Consider the following 20,747-nt stretch of genomic DNA (forward strand, 5'->3'; position numbering starts at 1 on the left):
TTATTGTACTGTGGGTGGCTTCGACAAGATGCCGCCCTCGTTGTATTGCTGATTGTTGGGAAGTCCCTGGCCGCCCACTCCCTGCTTCATAAGCTGCTTCAGGTTGCTCAGATAGCGCGTATAGATGTCGCGTGGACTTGCCCGATGCTGTTTGCAGAGCGATGCAGCCATGCCCACTACCTCGCCCATCATGCCCGTGGTGCGCATCACGCGGACCGAGCCAAGGGCTATATGCGTCACGCTGATGTCGCGACCGGCCATAAACAGGTTGTCTATATTTCTGGAATAGAGGCAGCGGTAAGGCACGCCGTAGGGATAGATTACCTTCTGCTTCGAGATGGCCTTGAACTCGTTGTCGGGAAAGTGGATGCCGTTGATGGAGTCGGGGTAGTGCAGGTCGATGCTCCACGTGGTGGTAAACGACGCGTCTTCGTGCGAAACATGCTTCACGAGGTCTTGTTCGCTCAGCACATAGTCGCCCAGCAGGCGGCGCGACTCACGCTTGCCGGCTACGTAGGCCACCCATCCCAGCCGCTCGTTCCTGAAGTCTTTTTTGTCGAGATATTGGTTTTTCAGGTAGCTCCAGTTGGAATATACCACCATCAGCCCGTAGTCCCTGATTCGTTCGAAGTCGCCTATCTGGTCTCTGTTGAGGCCTGTCTCCCATGTCCATTCGCCTTTCTTGATAGGTTCGCAGCTCTCATCGGTAAACTCGATACCGTAGTTGAAAGGTCCGAACGCAGTAGCTTTTTTCGTAGGCACGGCATACCACTGTACCGACGCCCCCATAGTCATCTTGTCGGCCTGCTTGGGTGCTAGCTGTTCTTCGAATTCGTCGTAGGCTTCACGCCCCGTTTTGTAGTCTGCTCCTGCCAGATATCCCACGGTGGCATCGCCTGTGCAGTCGGCAAACAGGGGAGCTTTGAAGAGCAGGGGTTGTGCTGTCAGTGTGTTCTGAGCTATGACACCGACAATCTTCTTACCCTCTGTCTGTACCTTGTTCACATGATAATTGGTGAAGAGCGAGATGTTTGGCTCGCGCTGCACTATCTCCATCTTCTTGTGGTCGGCATAGTTTTCGGCCGGCATGGCATTGCCTTCTTCCGTAGGGGCGAACTCTTTCTGGAGTCCGCCCAGGCGCGGATATTTGCCGGTCTCGATTCTTCCGCCCAGATGAACCCTTACTTCCGAACTGTTATTGCCGCCCAGGATGGGACGGTCTTGCACCAGAGCTACGCGCATGCCGAGTCGGGCTGCCGTCACGGCTGCACTGATACCCGCCACGCCGCCGCCCACAACGACGAGATCGAACACTCCTGCCGACGGTGCAACGGCCGGAAGTCGGAGCAGCCGTTGGCGCATTTCAGTCAGTGCCGACAAGTCGGTGGGCGGCATGTTGTCGCCCGTAGTGAGGTAGATGGCGTCGCATCTGCCGTCAAATCCGGTCAGGTCTTTCAGTCTGATAGCGGCCTTTCCCTTTTTCAGAGCTATCTTTCCGGCGTCCTGCCACATCCACTGTGTGCCGGTATCTCCAAGTGTGGGTGATAGCTTCCGGCCGTTGATTAGAAGCGAGAAAGCCCCTGCACCACGGCCTTTGTGCCACGGCGAGGTCCAGTTATAGGTTCTCACGAATACGCGATACGTCCCCTCGTGGGGCACGGCTATGGTCGTCGTGGCGTCGGCCACAGGCACGCCCATACCATGAGCGATGAGATAGGGTGAACCCATCTGGTCCATAAACTGCTGGTCAACAGCCCATCCGCCTTTCGTTTCGAAGCTCTCGGCCTCTACCAGAATGTCTGTGGCAAGGGCTGGAGTCGTGACGAACAGGGCAGTCAGGAGGATTGATAGAATCTTTTTCATGTGCGTGTATCAGTATAATATGATTTCGTCTTTTTCGGTATTGTGATTGATATTGAACGGATGCACCTTCGAGATGAGTTGCAGGATGGATGTGACGCCATCGTGCAAGCGGAATTTTCCGGTGTATTCCTGATTGACTATATCGGCATTCTTGATGATGATGTCGACATGGTAATACTGGTGCAGCCGTTCGGCCACTTCCTGCATGGTGGCCGATTTAAACGAGATGATGCCGTCGCGCCACAATATGTCGTCCTGGTCTACAGCCAGCATTCGCTGTTGATTGCCCACGATGACGAGCTGCTGGCGAGGCGTGAGTACCGTTCCCTGTTCCTCTTTGCTAGGTTCATAGACCCTGACCGAGCCATCGTAGAGCGACACGTCGATGGCATCGGGAGCGTAGCTGCGTACATTGAACTCCGTGCCAAGTGCCTTCACCCGCCGCCCTCCGGCCTGTACGACGAAGGGATGGTCTGCATCTTTGGCCACGTCGAAATAGGCCTCGCCGTGGAGTTGGACGGTGCGCTCGTTGCCAAAGCTAGACGGAAAACTGATGGTAGACCCGGAGTTGACCCATGCCGATGTGCCGTCGGGCAGGGTTATCTGTGCGCGCTGCCCCTCCGGTACGCTCAGCTTTTGGTAAGCTGTGGGTTGCTGGTGGGCCGTGTGGTATTTGAATACGGCCACAGTGCCCACAATGCCCAGTATCAAGATGGCTGCATAGCGGAGCATCTGGCGCATGAGTCTCTGCGTAGCGACTCGCTTCTGTGATTTCTGTCTCTGCTGCAGACGCTCTCTACCTTCAGCCTCGTTGGCCACTTGTGGGTGGAGAGTCATCAATGCTTTCATATTGATGGCACGGATAAGGTCGGCCTTTAGTTCTGCCGATGCTTGTGCATCGAGCAGCAGTTGCTCGGTTTCTTGGCTGTTGAGGCTTCCTTCTAAATATCGATTGACGCGTTCGTCCATTTGTTCTAGTTTTTATGATATAGACAAGCAAATATAAGAAAACCACTAAACATAGGGGGCAGAAAGTGAAACAAATTTGTAACATTTGATATTTTGCAGGGATATTTCGTAGCAAAGCTGAAGTCTCTGGGGCAGAAGCTTTCTCCCAATCCCTGCCTGTGGTTTCGCATCTTCATATTCCTTATCCCCGACTTGTCTACTTGTATCTTGTCTACTCGTCAACTCTTTATCCCCGGCTTGTTTACTTGTGTCTTGTCTACTCGTCAACTTTAAAAAACTGCAAGGCCTCCGCAGCGATGCTGCAAAGGCCGGACAGTAATGCTGCCGAGCCTAGGCAGCGATGTTGCCGAGCCTTTGCAGTAAACCGAAAAAAAAGAGACAGCGTGTCACCACGCCGTCTCTCCTACTTAATACAACCTTAATGCTTTATGTTTGAATTTAAAGAGGCATCGGCAGCTGGGTAAGGCAGATAGATACTCTTTTCTCCATTCCACGTCACATTGTCGGGAATGAGGACGTTTTCTTTCTCCGTTACCCCCGCAGTAATCTCAATCGGGGCATTCTTCTTGCGGTAGTTGAAGAGTGCTTCCAGACGATTGAGGCGGAACAAATCTTGACGGCGGCAGACCAGAGCGGGCCAGTAGCCGGCCACTTCCCAGCCGTGTTCCTGTACACAGGCTTCGGCAAAGGCAGCTCCCGACATGCCTGTTGGGAGGGCAGTCAGGCCGGCTCTCTGTCTTACCTGGTTGATACACTCGTAGGCCAGGGCGTTGGGAGTACCCTCTGAACGGGCTTGCGATTCGGCATACCACAGCAATACTTCGGAGTAACGCACCAGACGATGGCGGTGGCTGTTGGTATTCTTGGTGCCTGCCGGCTTGGTATAATCATAGTCGGTGAAGCCCGGTCCGGTGAGCAGATTGCAGTACATGGGGTGCTTCTCTTCCACCTGCCACCAGTCTATCAGTTCGGTTTCGCCGTTGCGTCCGTTGTTCTTGACAATCTTGGGGCTGATGGTGGCGTCTTTGCGAGCGCCTGCGGGGAAGTCTTTCCAGAACTTGTATTCGCTCCATCCGTCTCCCCATCCGCCGAGAGATTCAAACAAATCGCTGATAGACATCTCGGAGTCTTCGTCCCAAACGTATGCGCCGTTGTAGTTGATGCCTACGACCGTCTCGTTGGTATAGTTGCGGCTGGGGGCGTAAACCAGGTTGTAGCTAGGTTCAAGCATGTATTCGTATTTGCCGGCTTTCACTCCGTCGATGACGGCCTTGGCACTGGCAGCAGCCTGCTTGTAGTATTCGGTCTTGTTGAGAGGCCATCCTGCCATTCCCATATAGGCAGCTGCGAGTACCGACTGTGCTGCCTGCTTGGTGATGTAGATGTTAGCTCCGTTCATCTTTCGGGGTTCTTTCGAGTACGAGGTGGGCAATATCTCGACGCAGTCTTTGAGATCGGCTACAATCTGATTGTACACTTCTTCTACCGATGCCAGCGGGCGTGAGTAGTCTACTTCGCCGTTGAGGTTCATGGGGATAGGTCCGAAGACTCTTACCAGTTTGAGATAATTGACCGCACGCCAGAACTTTGCCTGTCCGATAGCGATGTTCACCTCTTCCTTGGTAGTCGGGGTTTTCCCGGCACTGTTAATCAGATAGTTGGCTGCCTTGATTACCTTGTACCCCGAATTCCATACAGCGGCAGCACCCTTGTTGCCGTCTGTGGGGTGGAAGGCGTCTACGTCGGCATACGCCTGCTTGTTGCTTCCGGGGTGTGTAGTGATGTCGTCGCCTTGCCAGGCTATAATCAATGGGTTGGTGTTGTTCTGCGAATTCATCACTTGTCGGTACAGGGCGTAAGTGCCCATGTCCAGTTCTTCCTGGGTAGAGAAGAATGTATCGGCTGTCAGTCTGCCCTTGGGGTCTTCGTCGAGGAAGTTCTGGCATGAGGTCGTCAGTGCCAGACAGGCGGTCAATCCGGCTATAATATAAGTCTTTTTCATATTGTCTGTGTTTGTTAGAAGTTAACTTTCAATCCAAATGTTACGGTTCTTGAGAGTGGGTAAGCACCCATGTCGATACCGTCGTTGAGGTCGGTACTGCCTAGTTCGGTACTCATGAACGAGATACCGGCAGGGTCCATACCCTTGTATTTGGTAATGGTGAAGAGGTTTTGCACGCTGAGCGAGAGAGTGGCATCGGCAAAGCGGAGCACACGCTTGGGCAGGGTGTATGCCAGCGACAGGTTGTCGAGCCTGAAGTAGTCGGCATCTTCGAGCCACTTGGTAGATGCGGCCTCGTAGTCGTTGTCGGTTACGGTGACAGACGGATACATCGGATTGCTGACCTTGCCGAAAGAGTTGTAGTAGGCATCGCGCAGTGTGATGAACTTGGAGTTGCCGTTGAAAGAGGCTGCTGTGTAGCGAATGAGGTTGAGGCGCTGTACACCCAAAGCACCGGTAAAGAATGCACTGAGAGTCCAGTTGCGCCATGTGACGGTGTTGTTCCAGCCGAAACTGAAGTCGGGAGAAGCCTTTCCGGTCATAATCTTGTCGCCTTCGGAGAGTGTTCCGCTATTGTCGTAGTCGGCATAGGTGTCGTGTCCCTTGGCGTCGATACCTGTCCAGTCGTAGAGGAAGAACGAACCGATGGGATAACCCACCTTGACGCGCGATACAGCTTCTACCAATCCGTTGGCAGGAGAGTATCCGGCGATGAATGGAATGTTGTCTAACGAAGTGACTTTATTCTTCAGGAAAGTGCCCGTAAAGGCCGAGTTCCAAGAAAAATCCTTCGATTTGAGGACATCGGCATCAATGGTGAAGTCCAGACCGCGGTTGGTTACTTCGCAGGCATTGACCCAGTAAGAGCCGCCACCGTCGTAGTTGGGCATGTTCTTGCGCAACAATCCGTCCTTGGTAAACTTCACGAAGTAATCGAATGTGAATCTTATGCGGCTGTCGAGGATACCGAAGTCGAGACCTACGTTGAACTGGTGGGTCTTCTCCCAAGTGAGTTCAGGTGTCGGAACATTTGTTCCTGTCCAGTAGCCGGTGTACTTGGAGTCGCCACCGAAGGCGATGGTAGTCTGCGACATCAATCCCAACGTCTCGTAAGGCTCGATGGCCTGGCTACCCACGATACCGTAGCTGAGACGCAGTTTGGCGTTCTGGATGGCATTCTGATGCTGCATGAAGCTCTCATTGCCGAGCTGCCAAGCCAGTGCAAGAGACGGGAAGTAGCCCCATTTCTGGTTAGCGAACTTGGAAGAACCGTCGGCACGGAATGTTCCGGTGACGAGATAGCGGTCGTTGTAGTTATACATCAAGCGGCTGACATAAGACAGGAGCGACCACGAAGAGTAGCTGTTGTTGTCTTGGCGGCTTCTGGCGAGTGTGGAATTCCACCAGCCCACGCTCTCGGTCAAGAGGTTGTCGCCCGAAATCTTCATGTATCTGGTCTTGGAGAATGAAGATTCGAATACGCCGGTAACGGTGAGCGAGTGCAGTCCCCACTGTCCCTGATAGGTCAGGTTGTTGGTAGTTTGCAGTGCCATACGCTGTGTGTCGGCGTTCGACATACCATTGTTGATGTTGACGGAAATCTTCTTCGAGTTGAAATAGTAGTACTTGTAGTCGCTGTAGTCCACACCATTGGTAGAGGTGAAGGTGAGGTTCGGCAAGATGTTGAACTTCAAGTCTACTCGCGCATTGAGGATGTCGTGACGGTTTTGTGAGCGGCTTTCTTTCAGTGTAGCAACAGGGTTGTACTCTGTGATGGCGCAATAACGGTCGGGATTGTAGCCTCCGTTGGCATCGTAGATGTCTGTCACGGGCGAATAGTTGAGCATGGCCCAAAGCACATTGTTTTTGGATGCGCTGAAGTTATGGCTCTTGTCGGCACTGTGAGAGAAGTTGATGTCGGTTGTAAGGCTCAACCATTTCGACACGTCAGAAGTCATGTTGGCCCTGAACTGGTAACGGTTGTAGTTGTTCTCGATGACCGTACCGGTCTGGCCCACGTAGTTGGCAGATACGTAATATTGAGTCTTGTCGTTGCCATTAGACAGTGCCACCTTGTAATCTTGCGTGATACCGGTCTTGAAGACTGCATCCTGCCAGTCAGTTCCTGCTGTTCCGTTCTGGAAAGCGGTTAGCTGACTGCTGTCAAACGTGTTGGGATGAGCTTCGTTGTAAGCTGTGGCAAACTCGTAAGGACTAAGGGTGTCGTAGCGCTTTGCCACACTGCTGATACCCAGTTTGGCATCGAATGTGATGAGTTGCTGGTTGGCTTTACCGGTCTTCGTGGTAATCAGGATGACGCCGTTAGAACCTCTTGAACCGTAAATGGCCGTGGCTGAAGCATCTTTAAGCACCTGCATAGACTGTATGTCCTCCGGGTCGAGACCGGTAACACCGCTTTCGCGCACGATACCATCGACTACATAGAGCGGGTCGTTGCTGCGGTTGATGGAGCTGGCACCGCGCACTCTGACCTTGATAGTACCACCGGGAGCACCGCTGTTGGTGACGGAAACACCGGCCACGCGACCTTGCAAGGCATCGGTAGCGTTGACAATGGGTTGGTTTCTGTACGACTTGTTGTCGAGAACGGATATAGAACCGGCTAAATCGGCTTTCTTCACGCTACCGTAACCGATGACAACGACTTCGTCGAGAGCCTCGATGTCGTCGGCCATAGTTATCTGCATGCCCTCGGCAGCTTTGATTTCCTTGTCCTTTGCACCGATGTACGATACGAGTAGTGTGCTTCCCTGAGGTGCATCTATCTCGAAGTTGCCATCCATATCGGTGATGACTTTGTTCTGTGTACCCTTCTGTACGATGGTAGCACCGATGAGTGGTTCTCCGCTTTCGTCAGTGATGTGTCCGGAAAGTTTACCACCCTTGTAGGCTTGGGGATGTGTTTCGGCAGCTTTCTTTCTGAATACGACATACTTGTTCTGTGTAATGTCGTAGCTGAGGCGAAGCTCTGAAGCCAGCTGGGAGAGGAAGTATTTCAGATTACCCTTGGTCTGTGCAAACGTAATCTTCGTGTTCACGTCGATGTCTTTGTCGCTGTAAACGAGCAGATAACCTGTAGAACGCTCGATTTCGGCAAACACTTTGCTTACCGGGAGGGTTTTGGCAGGAATCTCAAGACTCTTGTTCTGAGCAAAAGCTTGTGGCGTTGATAATAATAAGAAAAGGAAGAGTAGGAGTTTCACCGGATGGAAATAGGATGAAGGTGAACTCTTCCGACATTTAACTGGATAACGATTCATAGGTTTTATGTTTATAATTAATGAATTCATGAATAGAGAGTTGTTGCATAGCCTTTATTATTAAGGTGTGCATGGAATGTTTTTCGGGTCATTTCGTCATAGGCATTTTCTTACAAGTTTTGCTATCATAACACGTCGAAAGTAAAAAACCACTAAGAGGATTTAGAAAAAAATAAGAGAAATTGCAATAAACTTTATTCTTGTTTAAAATCTTTTTTGACAGAATGATTTGGCTCTTCTGCATAAAAACTCTATATTTGCAACATAACCAGGGCATTAGGTGCGCCAGCCCTTTAATCGGAAATATCTATGGAAGTAACTGGAATCTTGAATGATTTGGAGCGCAGGCATCCAGGCGAAAAGGAATACTTGCAGGCCGTGAGCGAAGTTCTTATGTCTATAGAAGACGTGTATAACAAGCATCCGGAGTTTGACAGAGTGAAGATTGTGGAACGTTTGGTAGAGCCGGAACGCGTCATTACGTTCCGTGTACCGTGGGTCGACGACCGTGGGGAAGTGCATGTGAATCTTGGATATCGCGTACAATTCAACAGCGCGATAGGTCCTTACAAGGGTGGACTGCGTTTCCACCCGTCGGTGAATCTCTCGATATTGAAGTTTTTAGGCTTCGAACAGACATTCAAGAATGCACTCACTACGCTGCCTATGGGTGGTGGTAAGGGTGGAAGCGACTTTTCCATACGTGGTAAGAGCGATGCCGAAGTGATGCGGTTCTGCCAGTCTTTCATGCAGGAACTCTACCATTATATAGGTCCGGATGAGGATGTTCCTGCCGGCGATATAGGTGTCGGAGCGCGCGAGATAGGCTATCTCTTCGGCACATACAAGAAGTTGACGCATCGTTGGGAGGGCATGCTGACAGGCAAAGGCATAGAGTGGGGCGGCTCGCGTATTCGTCCTGAAGCCACGGGATTTGGTGCTTTATACTTTGTCAATCAGATGTTACAGACCCACGATATAGATATCAAGGGCAAGACCGTGGCTATTTCGGGTTTCGGCAATGTGGCTTGGGGAGCTGCCAAGAAGGCTACCCAGCTCGGCGCAAAGGTCATTACGATTAGCGGACCGGATGGATATATCTACGATCCGGATGGTATCTGCGACGAGAAGATAGACTACATGCTCGAACTCAGGGCCAGCGGCAATGACGTGTGCCAGCCCTATGCCGACGAGTTTGAAAGCGGACAGTTCTTCGCCGGGCGCAAGCCTTGGGAACAGAAAGCCGATATCTATCTGCCTTGTGCCACCCAGAACGAACTCAATGGTGGCGATGCCGACCGCATATTGGCCCATCGACCGCTTTGTGTGGCAGAGGTTTCTAACATGGGATGTACTGCCGAGGCGGTAGAAAAGTTTATCCAGGCTCGGCAACTCTTTGCTCCCGGAAAGGCCGTGAATGCCGGTGGTGTGGCTACGTCGGGGCTTGAAATGACACAGAACAGCATGCGTCTGTCGTGGTCGGAAAACGAGGTCGATGCCCAGCTACACCGCATCATGCACTCCATCCACGAGCAATGTACGCTCTATGGTAAGCAGCCCGACGACTATTTGAACTATGTGAAAGGGGCAAACATTGCAGGATTCATGAAAGTGGCCAAGGCAATGATGGCACAAGGTGTCGTGTGATATAACGTGGAGATAGCAGGTATTGATGAGACTTCGGTCCGTCTGACTACCGGCAAGCGTACGGATTCCTGCTACCTCCTTATTATTAACTAACAATATAACGAGTGAAATATCGAAGAAGCGTAATACTATTGATTTGGTTATGTGCCTTTACCATGATGTTTGCACAGCAAACCGGAAAGGCATCCTACTACTCCAAGAAAGCTACGGGAGCGCGTACGAGTAGTGGGGAGAGGTTGCATCACGACAGCCTCACATGCGCCCACCGTACCTATCCGTTCGGTACGTTGCTGAAGGTGAGAAACCTTAGCAATGACAAGTCGGTCATCGTGCGAGTCACCGACCGCGGACCGTTTGGTCGGGGGCGTATCATCGACCTCTCATGGGGGGCAGCTAAAGAATTGGGCATGCTGGCTCAAGGGGTAACCAGTGTCGTGGTAGAGGTCTATGCTGAAGCTCCTGCCATCCCTTTCAAGCCCGATGAGGAAATCTCTGTACCGAGTCTGGACTTCGGTATTGCCGAACAGAGTTCCAGCTTTGTGACAGACTGGGCTGAAGACGTAGATCGTGCAGCCAAGAAACTGCCGCAGAAAGCTACTGCACGTAAGCCCATGATGCGGAAGTCGAAGACTGCTCGACCGCCTGCAAAACAGACTCCCAAGACCAATAGCTGGAAAAATATATTCGATAAAATATTAGAGTAGAGCCACTATGCTCTACTTTTTTGTGTCCGTAAGAATCTTCCGGAGAGTGAGGAACATCTATAAAAGATGTCGACAGAGCCCCCGCCTTCACCTTTATGGCTACGATTCTTCAGTAAGAATCAGCTGAGTCTCTGTCGACAAATATGTGGTATCTACTTTCGTGTAGTCTTTCTGGAGTTTTGAAGGCAATGCTGCCACTATTTCCGTGTAGGAATATTAAACTCGCTCACCTTCGATATGGCCTTGTTTCCCTGTACCACCGAGATACAGATTTTGGCAGTTCCGTTTTTCAGTTTGTTGTCTGCTTTCACCACAGCCGTATATCTGATGCCCTTTTCCGGCAGTATCTTCTCGATATGGATGCCTGGCGAAATGTAGAGATGCTTGTTTCCTTCGGCTTCCACCACCATAGGCTGCACGTCGCTGATGGTCTCCTTGCCACGGTTGTAGACCTCAAAGATGACCTTGCAAATCTCTCCACGGCTTATCTTGTTGTCTTGGTTGGCATCTACAAATCGGGCATTCCTGATTTCTATCGTAGGACTGTACTTGTAGCCGTTGGCCAATTCTTCCACGCTAGACGACAGGGGCATGTTGGTAGTAGGCTGCTGTGCGCTGTAGTTTCCTGTGTAGTCTGTACCGTCAAAGTCGTAGATACGGTCGTCGCCGCTGTTGGTCTGGTCAAATCCGCTGTCGTCCATTGTGTCCGAATAGGTGTATTCGTCGTTGCCTTGCCGGTCACGATGGCGTATCTTGTCGCGCACTCTCTCGTAACGGTCGTGGCGCATCGGCTCGTCCTGATAGACACGTTCTTGCGCACGCTGGTCGGCTGCGTTGCCTATAGCACCGCCAATCACCGCGCCACCCACCATACCTACGATGGTGCCTAAATCTGCACCGCGTGGTCCACTGCTTATTCCGCCGACGGCCGAACCCAGTATTGACCCCATGCTGGCACCCGCATAAGCGCCCGTACCCATAAATGTACCGCAGCTACTGGCCAATAGGATGGCACTCATTGCTAATATCGTAACTCTCTTCATGACGGTTTTTGCTTTTTCTTCTTGTTTCTGTGGCAAAGATACAGCATTTCGTCCATCCTTTCAGGATAGTTTCCCTACAAGGGGATAGGGAAATTCCTATTTCAGTATTTCCACCTATATATATTATAGGTGTAGTGTCAGTCGGTCACTATCCGGTCGAAGTTGTCCTTCGCCCAGGCTATGAGTCCTTCGATACTGGGCATGAGCGACTTACCCATATCGGTGAGCGAGTATTCCACGCGAGGCGGTACTTCCGGATAAATCTGGCGATTGACCAGATGGTAGCGTTCCAGATTCTTCAATGTCTGCGACAACATTTTCTGCGAACAGTCGCTCATTCGCCGGCGCAGTTCGTTGAATCTCATGACGCCGGACTCTTCTACATGCAGATGGTATAGCACGAGCAACGACCATTTGTCGCCGAAGTGGCTGATGACGTTGCGTATAGGGCAGTTCAGATAGGCTGCCGATGTCTCATTAGTTGTTATCATATATGCAAAAATAGTGATTACCAGGATAGTATATATTAGTTACCAGGTTAATATAAGTTAAGTGTAATTGCCTTGAAGAACCTGTTTGCTTAATTCCTACTTTTTGGTAACTATTTCCCCTTGGCGTGCCTTCTTGTGCGGTTATTTTGTTATGTCTATCTTTGCATTGTAAATTCATAACAATACATATTAATACAAAGAACAATGGAAAAGTTTAGTAAATTGAGCGTAAACGAGAGTGAACCACGTACCGAACTGCACGAGCAACTGGGATTGACAGGCAGCGAAATAAGTGTAAACAGCATGCCGGCCGGCGCACAAGTGCCTTTTGTGCATAGTCACAAGCAGAATGAAGAAGTTTATGGCGTGCTTGCCGGTGAAGCTGTCATGACGCTCGATGGCGAAGATGTTGTATTGAAGAAGGGCGATTGGCTGCGCGTTTCCCCCGACGTAAAGCGCCAGCTGCGTGCAGCGACAGGCGGCCCTGTCACTTTTGTCTGTATCCAAACCAAAGCCGGTTCGTTGGAAGGATACACAGTCGACGATGCCGTGATAGCATGATAAGGTAATCCTCATTTCTCTCCCGTTTTATCCTGTACACTCCTAAAAGTTGTGATGATTGCGGAAAAAGTCTTTCAATCGGGCTAGGTCTTGAATATTTTTCGCATATTTGCAGTCGAAATATATATACGACCGAATGAATTTAGAAGCATACTATAGTGGCCATGCCGAGGCATTGACGCTAGAGATAGCACAACTGAAAAGGAAAGGAAACGCATTGGTAATAGCCCAAATAGCACTCTTCGTGCTGTTTGTGGCTTTTATTGTTTTATATACAGTGGTGTCGTGGGGTTGGCCTTTGCTGGCCTGTTCGGCACTCCCGTTGGTGGGTTACGCTGTCGTGAGACGTATAGACGGACTGAATTCTGACCGTCTGCAACGGAAAACCGACTTACGCCAAGTCTATTTGCACGAGTTGGCATCTCTTGCCGGCGACTTCTCCGCATTCGATGCCGGTGGTCACTATGCAGATGCGCGCCACGAATACACCTTCGATTTGGATGTCTTTGGGGCGGAATCGTTGTTCCAACGCATGAATCGAACGATTACATCGGGTGGTAGTGACTGCCTGGCCGACCGCCTGTCTCGGTTGGATTATGTAGTCGGAAGGGCTGAAGCTCTTGCCGAACTGGCTGCCAAGGATGCTTGGCGAGCCGATTTCATAGCGCTCGGACAGCAGCGGCGGTTGGACACCGAGGAGGTGATGCGAGCAGTGATGCTGATGCGCGAGACTCGTATTCCGGGCTTTGCACTCAATGGTGGCATGCGTATCTTGGCTTGGGTGGCCATCGTGGGATGTCTGGGCGCTTTTGTCGCAGCCTCATTGGGCATGGCCGATTGGAATCTACCGATATGGTGGGTCATTCTGCAATTTGGTCTGGTATTCCTCTTTACTTCGGGTACGCTGAAGAGAGTAGGGGGCGTGGTAGACCGCTTGCACGAGCAGATGGCTACCTATATTAAAGTGGTGAGGCACATTGCAGACGAGACATTCGTTTCTGCGCTCAATGCAGACGACAGCAGGACGTTACGCGAAGCCATCGACTCGTTTGCCCAGTTGGAACAGATATTGGGCGGACTCGACCGTCGTGGCAACATCCTGGGTCTTTTCTTTGCCGACGGACTGGCGTGGAGCGATTTTTTCCTCTTGCGCCGTTTCGCCCTGTGGCAGCGCGATTATGCCGGCAAGATGGGCGATTGGCTGGATGCGGTGAGCCGTGTGGATGTCCGTGTTTCGATGGCTACGTTCAGCTATAACCATCCCGAAGCACGGCCGGCAGAGGTGTTGACAGATAGCAGAGAGGTGGTCTGCGAAGCTCGTGGACTGTTCCATCCGTTTCTGGGGGCTAAGGCCGTGCGCAATGATTTCAGCATCGTCGACCACCATTATTATATCATCACGGGAGCCAATATGGCTGGCAAGAGTACCTTCCTGCGTGCGGTGGGCATCAATTATATCTTGGCCATGAACGGCATACCGGTGTTTGCCGACGGTTATCGCGTATCAATATTCCATTTGTTCAGCAGCATGCGTACCACCGATGACCTTGCTCACGGCATTTCCTACTTCAATGCCGAACTTTTGCGGTTGCAACAGTTGCTGCAATTCTGTCACGACCACCGTCCTACGCTCATCATCCTCGACGAGATACTGAAGGGTACTAACTCGCTCGACAAGCTCAATGGCTCGCGTATGTTCCTGGAAGCCATCAGCCGGCTCGACGTGACAGGCATCATTGCTACCCACGATTTGGAACTTTCGAAGATGCAGAGTGAGCGATTCCACAACTATTGTTTCGAGATAGAACTGGGTGCTGACGTCACGTATTCGTACAAGATTACGCCCGGTGTGGCCCGTAATCAGAATGCCACCTATCTGCTCCGGCGCATCCTGGAGACCCAGTAAGGGAGAATTTCCAGCTCTGTCTGATGTTTTTAGACAAAAAAGCATAAGAGACGTATTTAGTTTGTGATTTGTAGGGACGCGGCATGCCGCGTCCGTAGGCAAGATAGTCACATACCATCCTATTCATGCTTGCACATTGCGAGACGAACATGCGGATAGGGTAGAGACGGTGTGTACACCATCTTATCAGCAAGAAATGACAACTGCCAGCCTAGGTAAACATGGAGACGGAGTACACTCCGTCTCTACCTTAATCCTCCTATATTAAACAAACGCAAACTCATCCCTGCGGACGCGGCATGCCGCGTCCCTACAATCTCCCCTATTTGCGATTGGACTACTCGCTGTTTACAAAAGACAACACTATTATAGCGGTGAAACCGCTACAGTTTATACTAGCCGATGTGTTGTCGCGCAGCGGCAACTGTCGGATAAAGAGGAAAATAAAGTATGAGTGCCGATAGGTACTCCACATGATAAGTGGATTTTTGAGCTTGTAAGTTTTGGAGTCGTAAGGGCAAATGCAATTCGCTCCTACACGCAAGGCTGGGACTTATTCTTCCTTCTTGCGGACGCAGCATGCCACGTCCCTACAATCCTATAAACTCTTGCCTACCAATCATCCATTCTCCATTCTCAATTGTCAATCATCAATTGATTAATTAAAAACTCATAGACTCAAAAACTCACCAACTCAAACTCAAATTCCTGCAAAACCTTTGCAGCAAAACTGAAGAGGCCAAACAGCAATGCTGCAAGGGCTTGGCAGCGTTGCTGCGGAGGCCTTGCAGTTTTTTCAAGTTGGCGGGTAGGCAAGATACAGGTGATGAGTTGAGCGTCTAAGGTGGTGGACAATCGGGAAAGAATCGGGGGCAGGCGCAGTGTGGAAGGCGAAACACCGCTTGGCGTATCATTGCCCTTTTGGGCTTCGGCGAAGTGAAACAAATACCGAAAAAACAGAGATGTTTAAGGAAAAATGTACAAAAAGTGTAAATATTTGTTGCGACCTAAGAATAATTTGCCTATATTTGCGTTGTCTAAAAAAGAGAATCACCAATTTTTAAAAAGAGTTATATGAAAAAGTATTTAGCAGAAATGATTGGCACGATGGTGCTGGTCTTGATGGGTTGCGGCGTTGCTGTCAGCCTGAATTGTTCTTCAAACTGTGCAGATGTAGCTAATGCGGGTACTGTTATCGGTACTGCTATGGCATTCGGTTTGTCTGTAGTGGCTATGGCTTACACCATCGGCGGTATTTCCGGTTGCCATATCAATCCGGCCATCACGCTCGGTGTGTACCTCAGCGGAAGAATGAATGCCAAGGATTGCGGTATGTATATGCTGTTCCAGGTCATTGGTGCAATCATCGGTTCTGCCATCCTCTATGTGTTGACCATGAATGCCGGGCTGGTAGGTACAGGTGCGAACGACCTACAGGTTATCAACGAAGCCGGACAGACCGTTACTGTCTTGGGCGGTGTACTGGCAGAGATTTTCTTCACCTGTGTATTCGTACTCGTCGTATTGGGTGCTACATCTAAGACCAATGGTGCTACCAACAACTTCGCAGGTCTGGCTATCGGTTTGTCACTCATTCTCGTTCACCTCGTTTGTATCCGCTATACCGGTACATCGGTGAACCCTGCACGCTCTATCGGTCCGGCTTTGTTCCAGGGTGGTACAGCGCTTGCTAACCTTTGGATTTTCATCGTTGGTCCGTTTGTAGGTGCAGCTTGTGCAGCAGGCATCTGGAAGATGATTGACCCTGCAACCAAGTAATTGCAGCAGGCATGAAATCTAGTGGGCGTGTCAGAAGAGTTGATTGACAGCCCGGAGGGCTACCTGTTCATAGCCGGAGACAGCCGGGCGTATGCGACGATTGTCTCCGGTCTGGATTCGGCCCAATGAGCCAGTCTGACAGGGCTGTCCCGATATAGGCAGCTGTTTGCCGGGGAGAGTGTGTCAGACTCGCTTATCTACAGCCAACCTTTCCGTAGGTTTCCACTTCGTTCGGACCTACGGCTTGTGTAGAGGTTGGTGTCCTACAGGGGTATGGTTTTCTGATTCATTGCAGAGAGCGATGATTATTATCTGTATTCTGTACCCCATATTTCCTTTTATCAGCTTGCCGACCGCGACCATGCAGGCAAGTAGGCTGTGAACAGAGGCGAAAAAAGTTGTGTGTGGCGTCTCTATAGTGTGTCATTCAATAATCTTATGAAGTTGTGAAAACTCCGCGATTAGAAGAGCAGCGTGGGGAAACGCCCCGGCAGTTGTCGACAGCCCGTGCCTCGCTGACAGACAGGAAGTATGTCGTTCCGTTTATTCTGATAACGACCCTATTCTTCTTGTGGGGCTTTGCCCGTGCTATACTGGATGTGCTGAACAAGCATTTCCAGAACGAATTCAGTATTTCCATTACCCAGTCGTCGCTCATTCAGGTTACCACCTATCTGGGCTATTTCCTGATGGCGATACCGGCTGGTATCTTCATCAACAAGTATGGATATCGCAAAGGTGTGGTCTTCGGGCTGTTGCTGTTCGGCATCGGCGCGTTGCTGTTCATCCCCGGCTCGGCTTGGGGCACGTTCAATGCCTTTCTGGGGGCGCTGTTTGTGATAGGCTGTGGACTCGTTTTTCTGGAGACTTCGGCCAATCCCTACGTCACGGAACTGGGCGACAAGTCTACGGCTACGAGCCGTCTGAACCTCTCGCAGTCGTTTAATGGACTGGGAAGCCTGTTCGCTACATTCGTTGTAGGGCAGTTCCTGTTCGGTGATTCCATCGAGGGTGGCGACGTGGCTGTGCCTTATGCCATACTCGGCGTGTTGGTGCTGATGATAGCGGTGGTCTTTGCCAAGGTGCGACTGCCCGAAATCAGTCATGGCGAAGGGCCTGCGTCGGGTGGCGGATTGTGGAGCGATATACGCGAACTGGGGCAGCATAAGGTCTTTGTCTTCGGTTTGATAGCCCTGCTGGCCTATGAGGTATCCGAGATTTCCATCAACAGCTATTTCATCAATTTCGTAACCGGGCAAGGCTGGATGGACGACAATGTGGCTGCCGTGGTGCTCACCTGTGCGCTGGCTTTTTTCATGATAGGCCGTTTCTTGGGCAGCTGGATTATGCGATATGTGCGTCCCGAATGCCTGCTGTTTATCTGTGCGGTGGGCAGTGTGTCGTGTCTGTCGCTTGTGTTGCTCGATATTCGTATCGTCTCGTTGGTGGCATTGATAGCCAACTACCTCTTCGAAGCCATCATGTTCCCGACGATATTCTCGCTCGCCCTGATGGGTTTGGGACGGCTTACCAAGAGTGCGTCGGCGTTATTGATGATGACTCCGATAGGCGGGTGCGGCTTCCTGTTGATGGGCTTGATAGCTGACAATGTGAGCGTAGTGGCTCCGTTTTTGGTTCCGCTCGATGGTTTCATTATCGTATTGCTCTATGCCTACAAATTGTTGAAACATCATCGGGAATGTGCAGCTTAGTGGGTGCTTGGTGCTTCCTGCTACGCCAGGCTTCCACGGTATTGGGGTATTTAGACTAAATTAACCCTGTGGGAGTTTGAAAAAAGCAGTACATGTTTTTCTTATTCCAAAAGAAAATGGTAATTTTGCATGCAGTAGGCGTGTCCATGCGGGCGCTGCCGACTGACACCTATCTCGTTATAGGCAAATCATATTAAAACATAAATAAATTATGGCAGTAGATTACAAAAAACTAGGCTTGGTAAACACTCGCGAGATGTTTAAGAAAGCCATCAACGGAGGTTATGCTATTCCGGCATTCAACTTTAACAACATGGAGCAGTTGCAGGCTATCATCAAGGCTTCTTCTGACTTGAAGTCACCTGTAATCCTTCAGGTTTCTAAGGGCGCTCGCAACTATGCTAACGCTACTTTGCTTCGTTATATGTCTCAGGGCGCTGTAGAATATGCAAAGGAATTGGGTTGTAACCATCCTGAAATTGCTGTTCACCTGGACCACGGAGATTCTTTCGAGACCTGTAAGAGCTGTGTAGACTCTGGTTTCTCTTCTGTAATGATTGATGGTTCTTCTCTTCCTTACGATGAGAACGTAGCTTTGACCAAGAAGGTTGTAGAATATGCACATCAGTTCGACGTAACCGTAGAAGGTGAGCTGGGTGTATTGGCAGGTGTAGAGGATGATGTTGTTGCAACAGAATCTCACTATACAAAGCCTGAAGAAGTTATCGACTTCGTTACAAAGACCGGTGTTGACTCACTGGCTATCTCTATCGGTACTTCTCACGGTGCTTACAAGTTCACTCCTGAGCAGTGCACACGCGACCCGAAGACAGGTAAGCTCGTGCCTCCTCCATTGGCATTCGACGTGCTCGATGCAATCATGGAGAAGCTCCCTGGATTCCCAATCGTACTCCACGGTTCTTCTTCTGTACCACAGGAGTATGTTGACATGATCAACGAATACGGTGGCAAGTTGCCCGATGCAGTGGGTATTCCTGAAGAACAGCTCCGTAAGGCTTCTAAGAGCGCAGTATGTAAGATTAACATCGACTCTGACTCTCGTTTGGCATTCACTGCCGCTGTTCGCAAGGTATTTGCTGAAAAGCCGGGTGAATTCGACCCACGTAAGTATTGTGGACCTGCTCGTGACTTGATGACAGAGCTTTACTCACACAAGATTAAGGAAGTGTTGGGTTCTGACAACAAGCTTGCTCAGCTCGACTAATTCGACATTGGCATATATAAATAAAGGTGGAACGCTTCGTAAGAAGCGTTCCACCTTTATTCGTTTCTGCCCTTCATGGGAGCGTGTTTGCTGGCCGATGGGTCATGATTTTTTAGCTGTCGGCAGGTGTAGGATATGTTGTGTCTGGGCGTTGTAATACTTCATTATCATTCGTTGTCTACATTTTTATGTGTGTAAATATAAATTATCATAATAATGGGTGGGCATTCCAATTTCTTTTGTATATTTGCATCATCTGCATCAACTATTATTATCATGAAAACAGACAGACGTAATTTTATCAAAACAGCAGGTGCTTTGGGACTGTTTTCCATCGTTCCGCGTAGGGTTTTGGGCGGCAATGGGTTCATTGCACCTAGTGATCAACTCACCAAGGGTATTATCGGAGTGGGAGGCATCGGTAAGACCTCTTATCATTTTACAAGCGATCAGACTTGCAGGCTGACAGCTGTGTGCGACGTAGATGCCAAGCATCTACAGCAAGCAGTGAATCTGGGGAAAAGCAAGTTTGGTGAAGACCTGAAGACTTATCACGATTTCCGTGAACTGATTCACCAGTCGAACGTAGACATTGTGCACATCGCAACGCCTCCCCATTGGCATGCGTTGATGGCCGTTGAGGCTGCCAAGGCCGGAAAGGACATTTGGTGTGAGAAGCCGATGACACGTACTATCGGTGAAGGGCGGAAAGTAGTAGAGGCTGTGCAGCGCTATAATCGCGTGTTCAGACTGAATACCTGGTTCAGGTTTACCGATACATTCTACGGTTTGGGTACGACGGTGACACCTTTGAAGAAACTGGTCGATAGCAAATTGCTGGGTTGGCCACTCAAAGTGAGGGTGTCTGGTGCTACCGGTTTTACTTGGAAATTCTATTGGGTGGGCAAAGATCATCTGGAAGTGCAGCCTGTTCCGCGTGAGCTTGATTATGATATGTGGCTCGGTCCAGCTCCATTCAAACCCTACAGTGCGCATCGCGTACATCAGACTTTCCGCGGATATTGGGATTATGATGGCGGTGGACTTACCGATATGGGGCAGCATTATCTTGACCCTGTGCAGTATTTGTTGGGCAAGGACAATGAGTCGCCCGTGAAGGTGGAGGTAGATGCTCCGCAGCAGCATTGGGATGCTGTGGGTATCTGGCGTAAGATTACGTATACATATGCCGACGGTTGCCAGATAATTCTTGAAGGCGAGGGCTTTGAGAGCAAGGGACATGTGCCTTATATCGAAGGACCGGAAGGTAAAGTGTATAAGGGTTTCGAGTGTACTATCCCCGATGTCATGAACCGACTGGCCGAATTCCCCGACCCAGAACCGCAGCGTACCGACTTCTACGACTGTATTCGCACCCGTCAGAAGTTTGCGCTGAACGAAGAGAATGGGCATCGTAGTTGTACGTTGGTGAATATGGCAACGGTTGCCTTGCGCTTGCATCGCGACATTCTCAATTATGACCCTGAGAAAGAACAGTTTATTGGTGACGATGCTGCCAATGCTTTGGTGAATCAACCCATGCGTGGTGGTTGGACATTGTAAT

The 20,747-nt window shown here is 50.4% G+C and carries 14 protein-coding genes; 8 read left to right on the forward strand and 6 right to left on the reverse strand.

Features of this window, described 5'->3' with window-relative positions; all coding sequences use genetic code 11:
- The 4 genes from ACZ42L_RS11400 to ACZ42L_RS11415 form a co-directional block, all read right to left on the reverse strand.
- Entirely contained in the window at positions 1-1,863 is a 1,863-nt protein-coding gene (locus ACZ42L_RS11400) for an FAD-dependent oxidoreductase (RefSeq protein ID WP_464716157.1), read from the reverse strand.
- 9 nt (positions 1,864-1,872) lie between these two features.
- Positions 1,873-2,832, reverse strand: a complete 960-nt coding sequence (locus tag ACZ42L_RS11405; protein ID WP_464716158.1) for a FecR family protein — start codon at positions 2,830-2,832, stop codon at positions 1,873-1,875.
- A 418-nt stretch (positions 2,833-3,250) separates the two neighbouring features.
- Entirely contained in the window at positions 3,251-4,834 is a 1,584-nt protein-coding gene (locus tag ACZ42L_RS11410) for a RagB/SusD family nutrient uptake outer membrane protein (protein ID WP_464702834.1), read from the reverse strand.
- A gap of 14 nt (positions 4,835-4,848) precedes the next feature.
- Complete coding sequence (locus ACZ42L_RS11415; RefSeq protein WP_464716159.1) at positions 4,849-8,115, reverse strand: SusC/RagA family TonB-linked outer membrane protein; 3,267 nt, start codon at positions 8,113-8,115, stop codon at positions 4,849-4,851.
- 309 nt (positions 8,116-8,424) lie between these two features.
- Here ACZ42L_RS11415 and gdhA point away from each other — a divergent pair, with 309 nt between their 5' ends.
- Positions 8,425-9,762 (forward strand): NADP-specific glutamate dehydrogenase, encoded by a 1,338-nt coding sequence (gdhA, locus tag ACZ42L_RS11420; RefSeq protein ID WP_464716160.1) that lies wholly within the window; start codon positions 8,425-8,427, stop codon positions 9,760-9,762.
- 104 nt (positions 9,763-9,866) lie between these two features.
- Positions 9,867-10,466 (forward strand): septal ring lytic transglycosylase RlpA family protein, encoded by a 600-nt coding sequence (locus ACZ42L_RS11425; RefSeq protein WP_464716161.1) that lies wholly within the window; start codon positions 9,867-9,869, stop codon positions 10,464-10,466.
- 197 nt (positions 10,467-10,663) lie between these two features.
- Here ACZ42L_RS11425 and ACZ42L_RS11430 read toward each other — a convergent pair whose 3' ends face one another.
- Complete coding sequence (locus ACZ42L_RS11430) at positions 10,664-11,509, reverse strand: hypothetical protein (RefSeq protein ID WP_464702837.1); 846 nt, start codon at positions 11,507-11,509, stop codon at positions 10,664-10,666.
- A gap of 137 nt (positions 11,510-11,646) precedes the next feature.
- Entirely contained in the window at positions 11,647-12,000 is a 354-nt protein-coding gene (locus tag ACZ42L_RS11435) for a winged helix-turn-helix transcriptional regulator (RefSeq protein ID WP_464702838.1), read from the reverse strand.
- 204 nt (positions 12,001-12,204) lie between these two features.
- On the opposite strand from ACZ42L_RS11435, the gene ACZ42L_RS11440 reads away from it, so the two are divergent.
- The 6 genes from ACZ42L_RS11440 (at position 12,205) to ACZ42L_RS11465 (ending at position 20,746) form a co-directional block, all read left to right on the forward strand.
- A complete protein-coding gene (locus ACZ42L_RS11440) occupies positions 12,205-12,561 on the forward strand; it encodes a cupin domain-containing protein (protein ID WP_464699373.1) in 357 nt (118 codons plus the stop codon).
- Between the two features lie 136 nt (positions 12,562-12,697).
- Positions 12,698-14,467 carry a MutS-related protein gene (locus tag ACZ42L_RS11445; protein WP_464716162.1) on the forward strand — a complete coding sequence of 590 codons (1,770 nt, stop codon included), beginning with the start codon at positions 12,698-12,700 and terminating at the stop codon, positions 14,465-14,467.
- Between the two features lie 1,074 nt (positions 14,468-15,541).
- Positions 15,542-16,246, forward strand: a complete 705-nt coding sequence (locus ACZ42L_RS11450) for an MIP/aquaporin family protein (protein ID WP_464699377.1) — start codon at positions 15,542-15,544, stop codon at positions 16,244-16,246.
- A 494-nt stretch (positions 16,247-16,740) separates the two neighbouring features.
- Entirely contained in the window at positions 16,741-17,958 is a 1,218-nt protein-coding gene (locus tag ACZ42L_RS11455) for a sugar MFS transporter (RefSeq protein ID WP_464717007.1), read from the forward strand.
- Between the two features lie 211 nt (positions 17,959-18,169).
- Positions 18,170-19,183, forward strand: coding sequence for a class II fructose-bisphosphate aldolase (locus ACZ42L_RS11460; RefSeq protein WP_464699378.1), 1,014 nt, complete (start codon positions 18,170-18,172; stop codon positions 19,181-19,183).
- A gap of 276 nt (positions 19,184-19,459) precedes the next feature.
- Positions 19,460-20,746, forward strand: a complete 1,287-nt coding sequence (locus ACZ42L_RS11465) for a Gfo/Idh/MocA family oxidoreductase (RefSeq protein ID WP_464702845.1) — start codon at positions 19,460-19,462, stop codon at positions 20,744-20,746.
- The last annotated feature ends 1 nt before the right edge of the window (position 20,747 follow it).

The organism is Prevotella mikamonis, assembly GCF_055381405.1.

Coding starts and splice junctions, on each gene's coding strand:
- gdhA (WP_464716160.1), top strand. CDS start 8,425: ATGGAAGTAACTGGAATCTTGAATGATTTGGAGCGCAGGCATCCAGGC.
- ACZ42L_RS11405 (WP_464716158.1), bottom strand. CDS start 2,832: ATGGACGAACGCGTCAATCGATATTTAGAAGGAAGCCTCAACAGCCAA.
- ACZ42L_RS11410 (WP_464702834.1), bottom strand. CDS start 4,834: ATGAAAAAGACTTATATTATAGCCGGATTGACCGCCTGTCTGGCACTG.
- ACZ42L_RS11465 (WP_464702845.1), top strand. CDS start 19,460: ATGAAAACAGACAGACGTAATTTTATCAAAACAGCAGGTGCTTTGGGA.
- ACZ42L_RS11460 (WP_464699378.1), top strand. CDS start 18,170: ATGGCAGTAGATTACAAAAAACTAGGCTTGGTAAACACTCGCGAGATG.
- ACZ42L_RS11415 (WP_464716159.1), bottom strand. CDS start 8,115: ATGAATCGTTATCCAGTTAAATGTCGGAAGAGTTCACCTTCATCCTAT.
- ACZ42L_RS11430 (WP_464702837.1), bottom strand. CDS start 11,509: ATGAAGAGAGTTACGATATTAGCAATGAGTGCCATCCTATTGGCCAGT.
- ACZ42L_RS11400 (WP_464716157.1), bottom strand. CDS start 1,863: ATGAAAAAGATTCTATCAATCCTCCTGACTGCCCTGTTCGTCACGACT.
- ACZ42L_RS11445 (WP_464716162.1), top strand. CDS start 12,698: ATGAATTTAGAAGCATACTATAGTGGCCATGCCGAGGCATTGACGCTA.
- ACZ42L_RS11450 (WP_464699377.1), top strand. CDS start 15,542: ATGAAAAAGTATTTAGCAGAAATGATTGGCACGATGGTGCTGGTCTTG.
- ACZ42L_RS11440 (WP_464699373.1), top strand. CDS start 12,205: ATGGAAAAGTTTAGTAAATTGAGCGTAAACGAGAGTGAACCACGTACC.
- ACZ42L_RS11435 (WP_464702838.1), bottom strand. CDS start 12,000: ATGATAACAACTAATGAGACATCGGCAGCCTATCTGAACTGCCCTATA.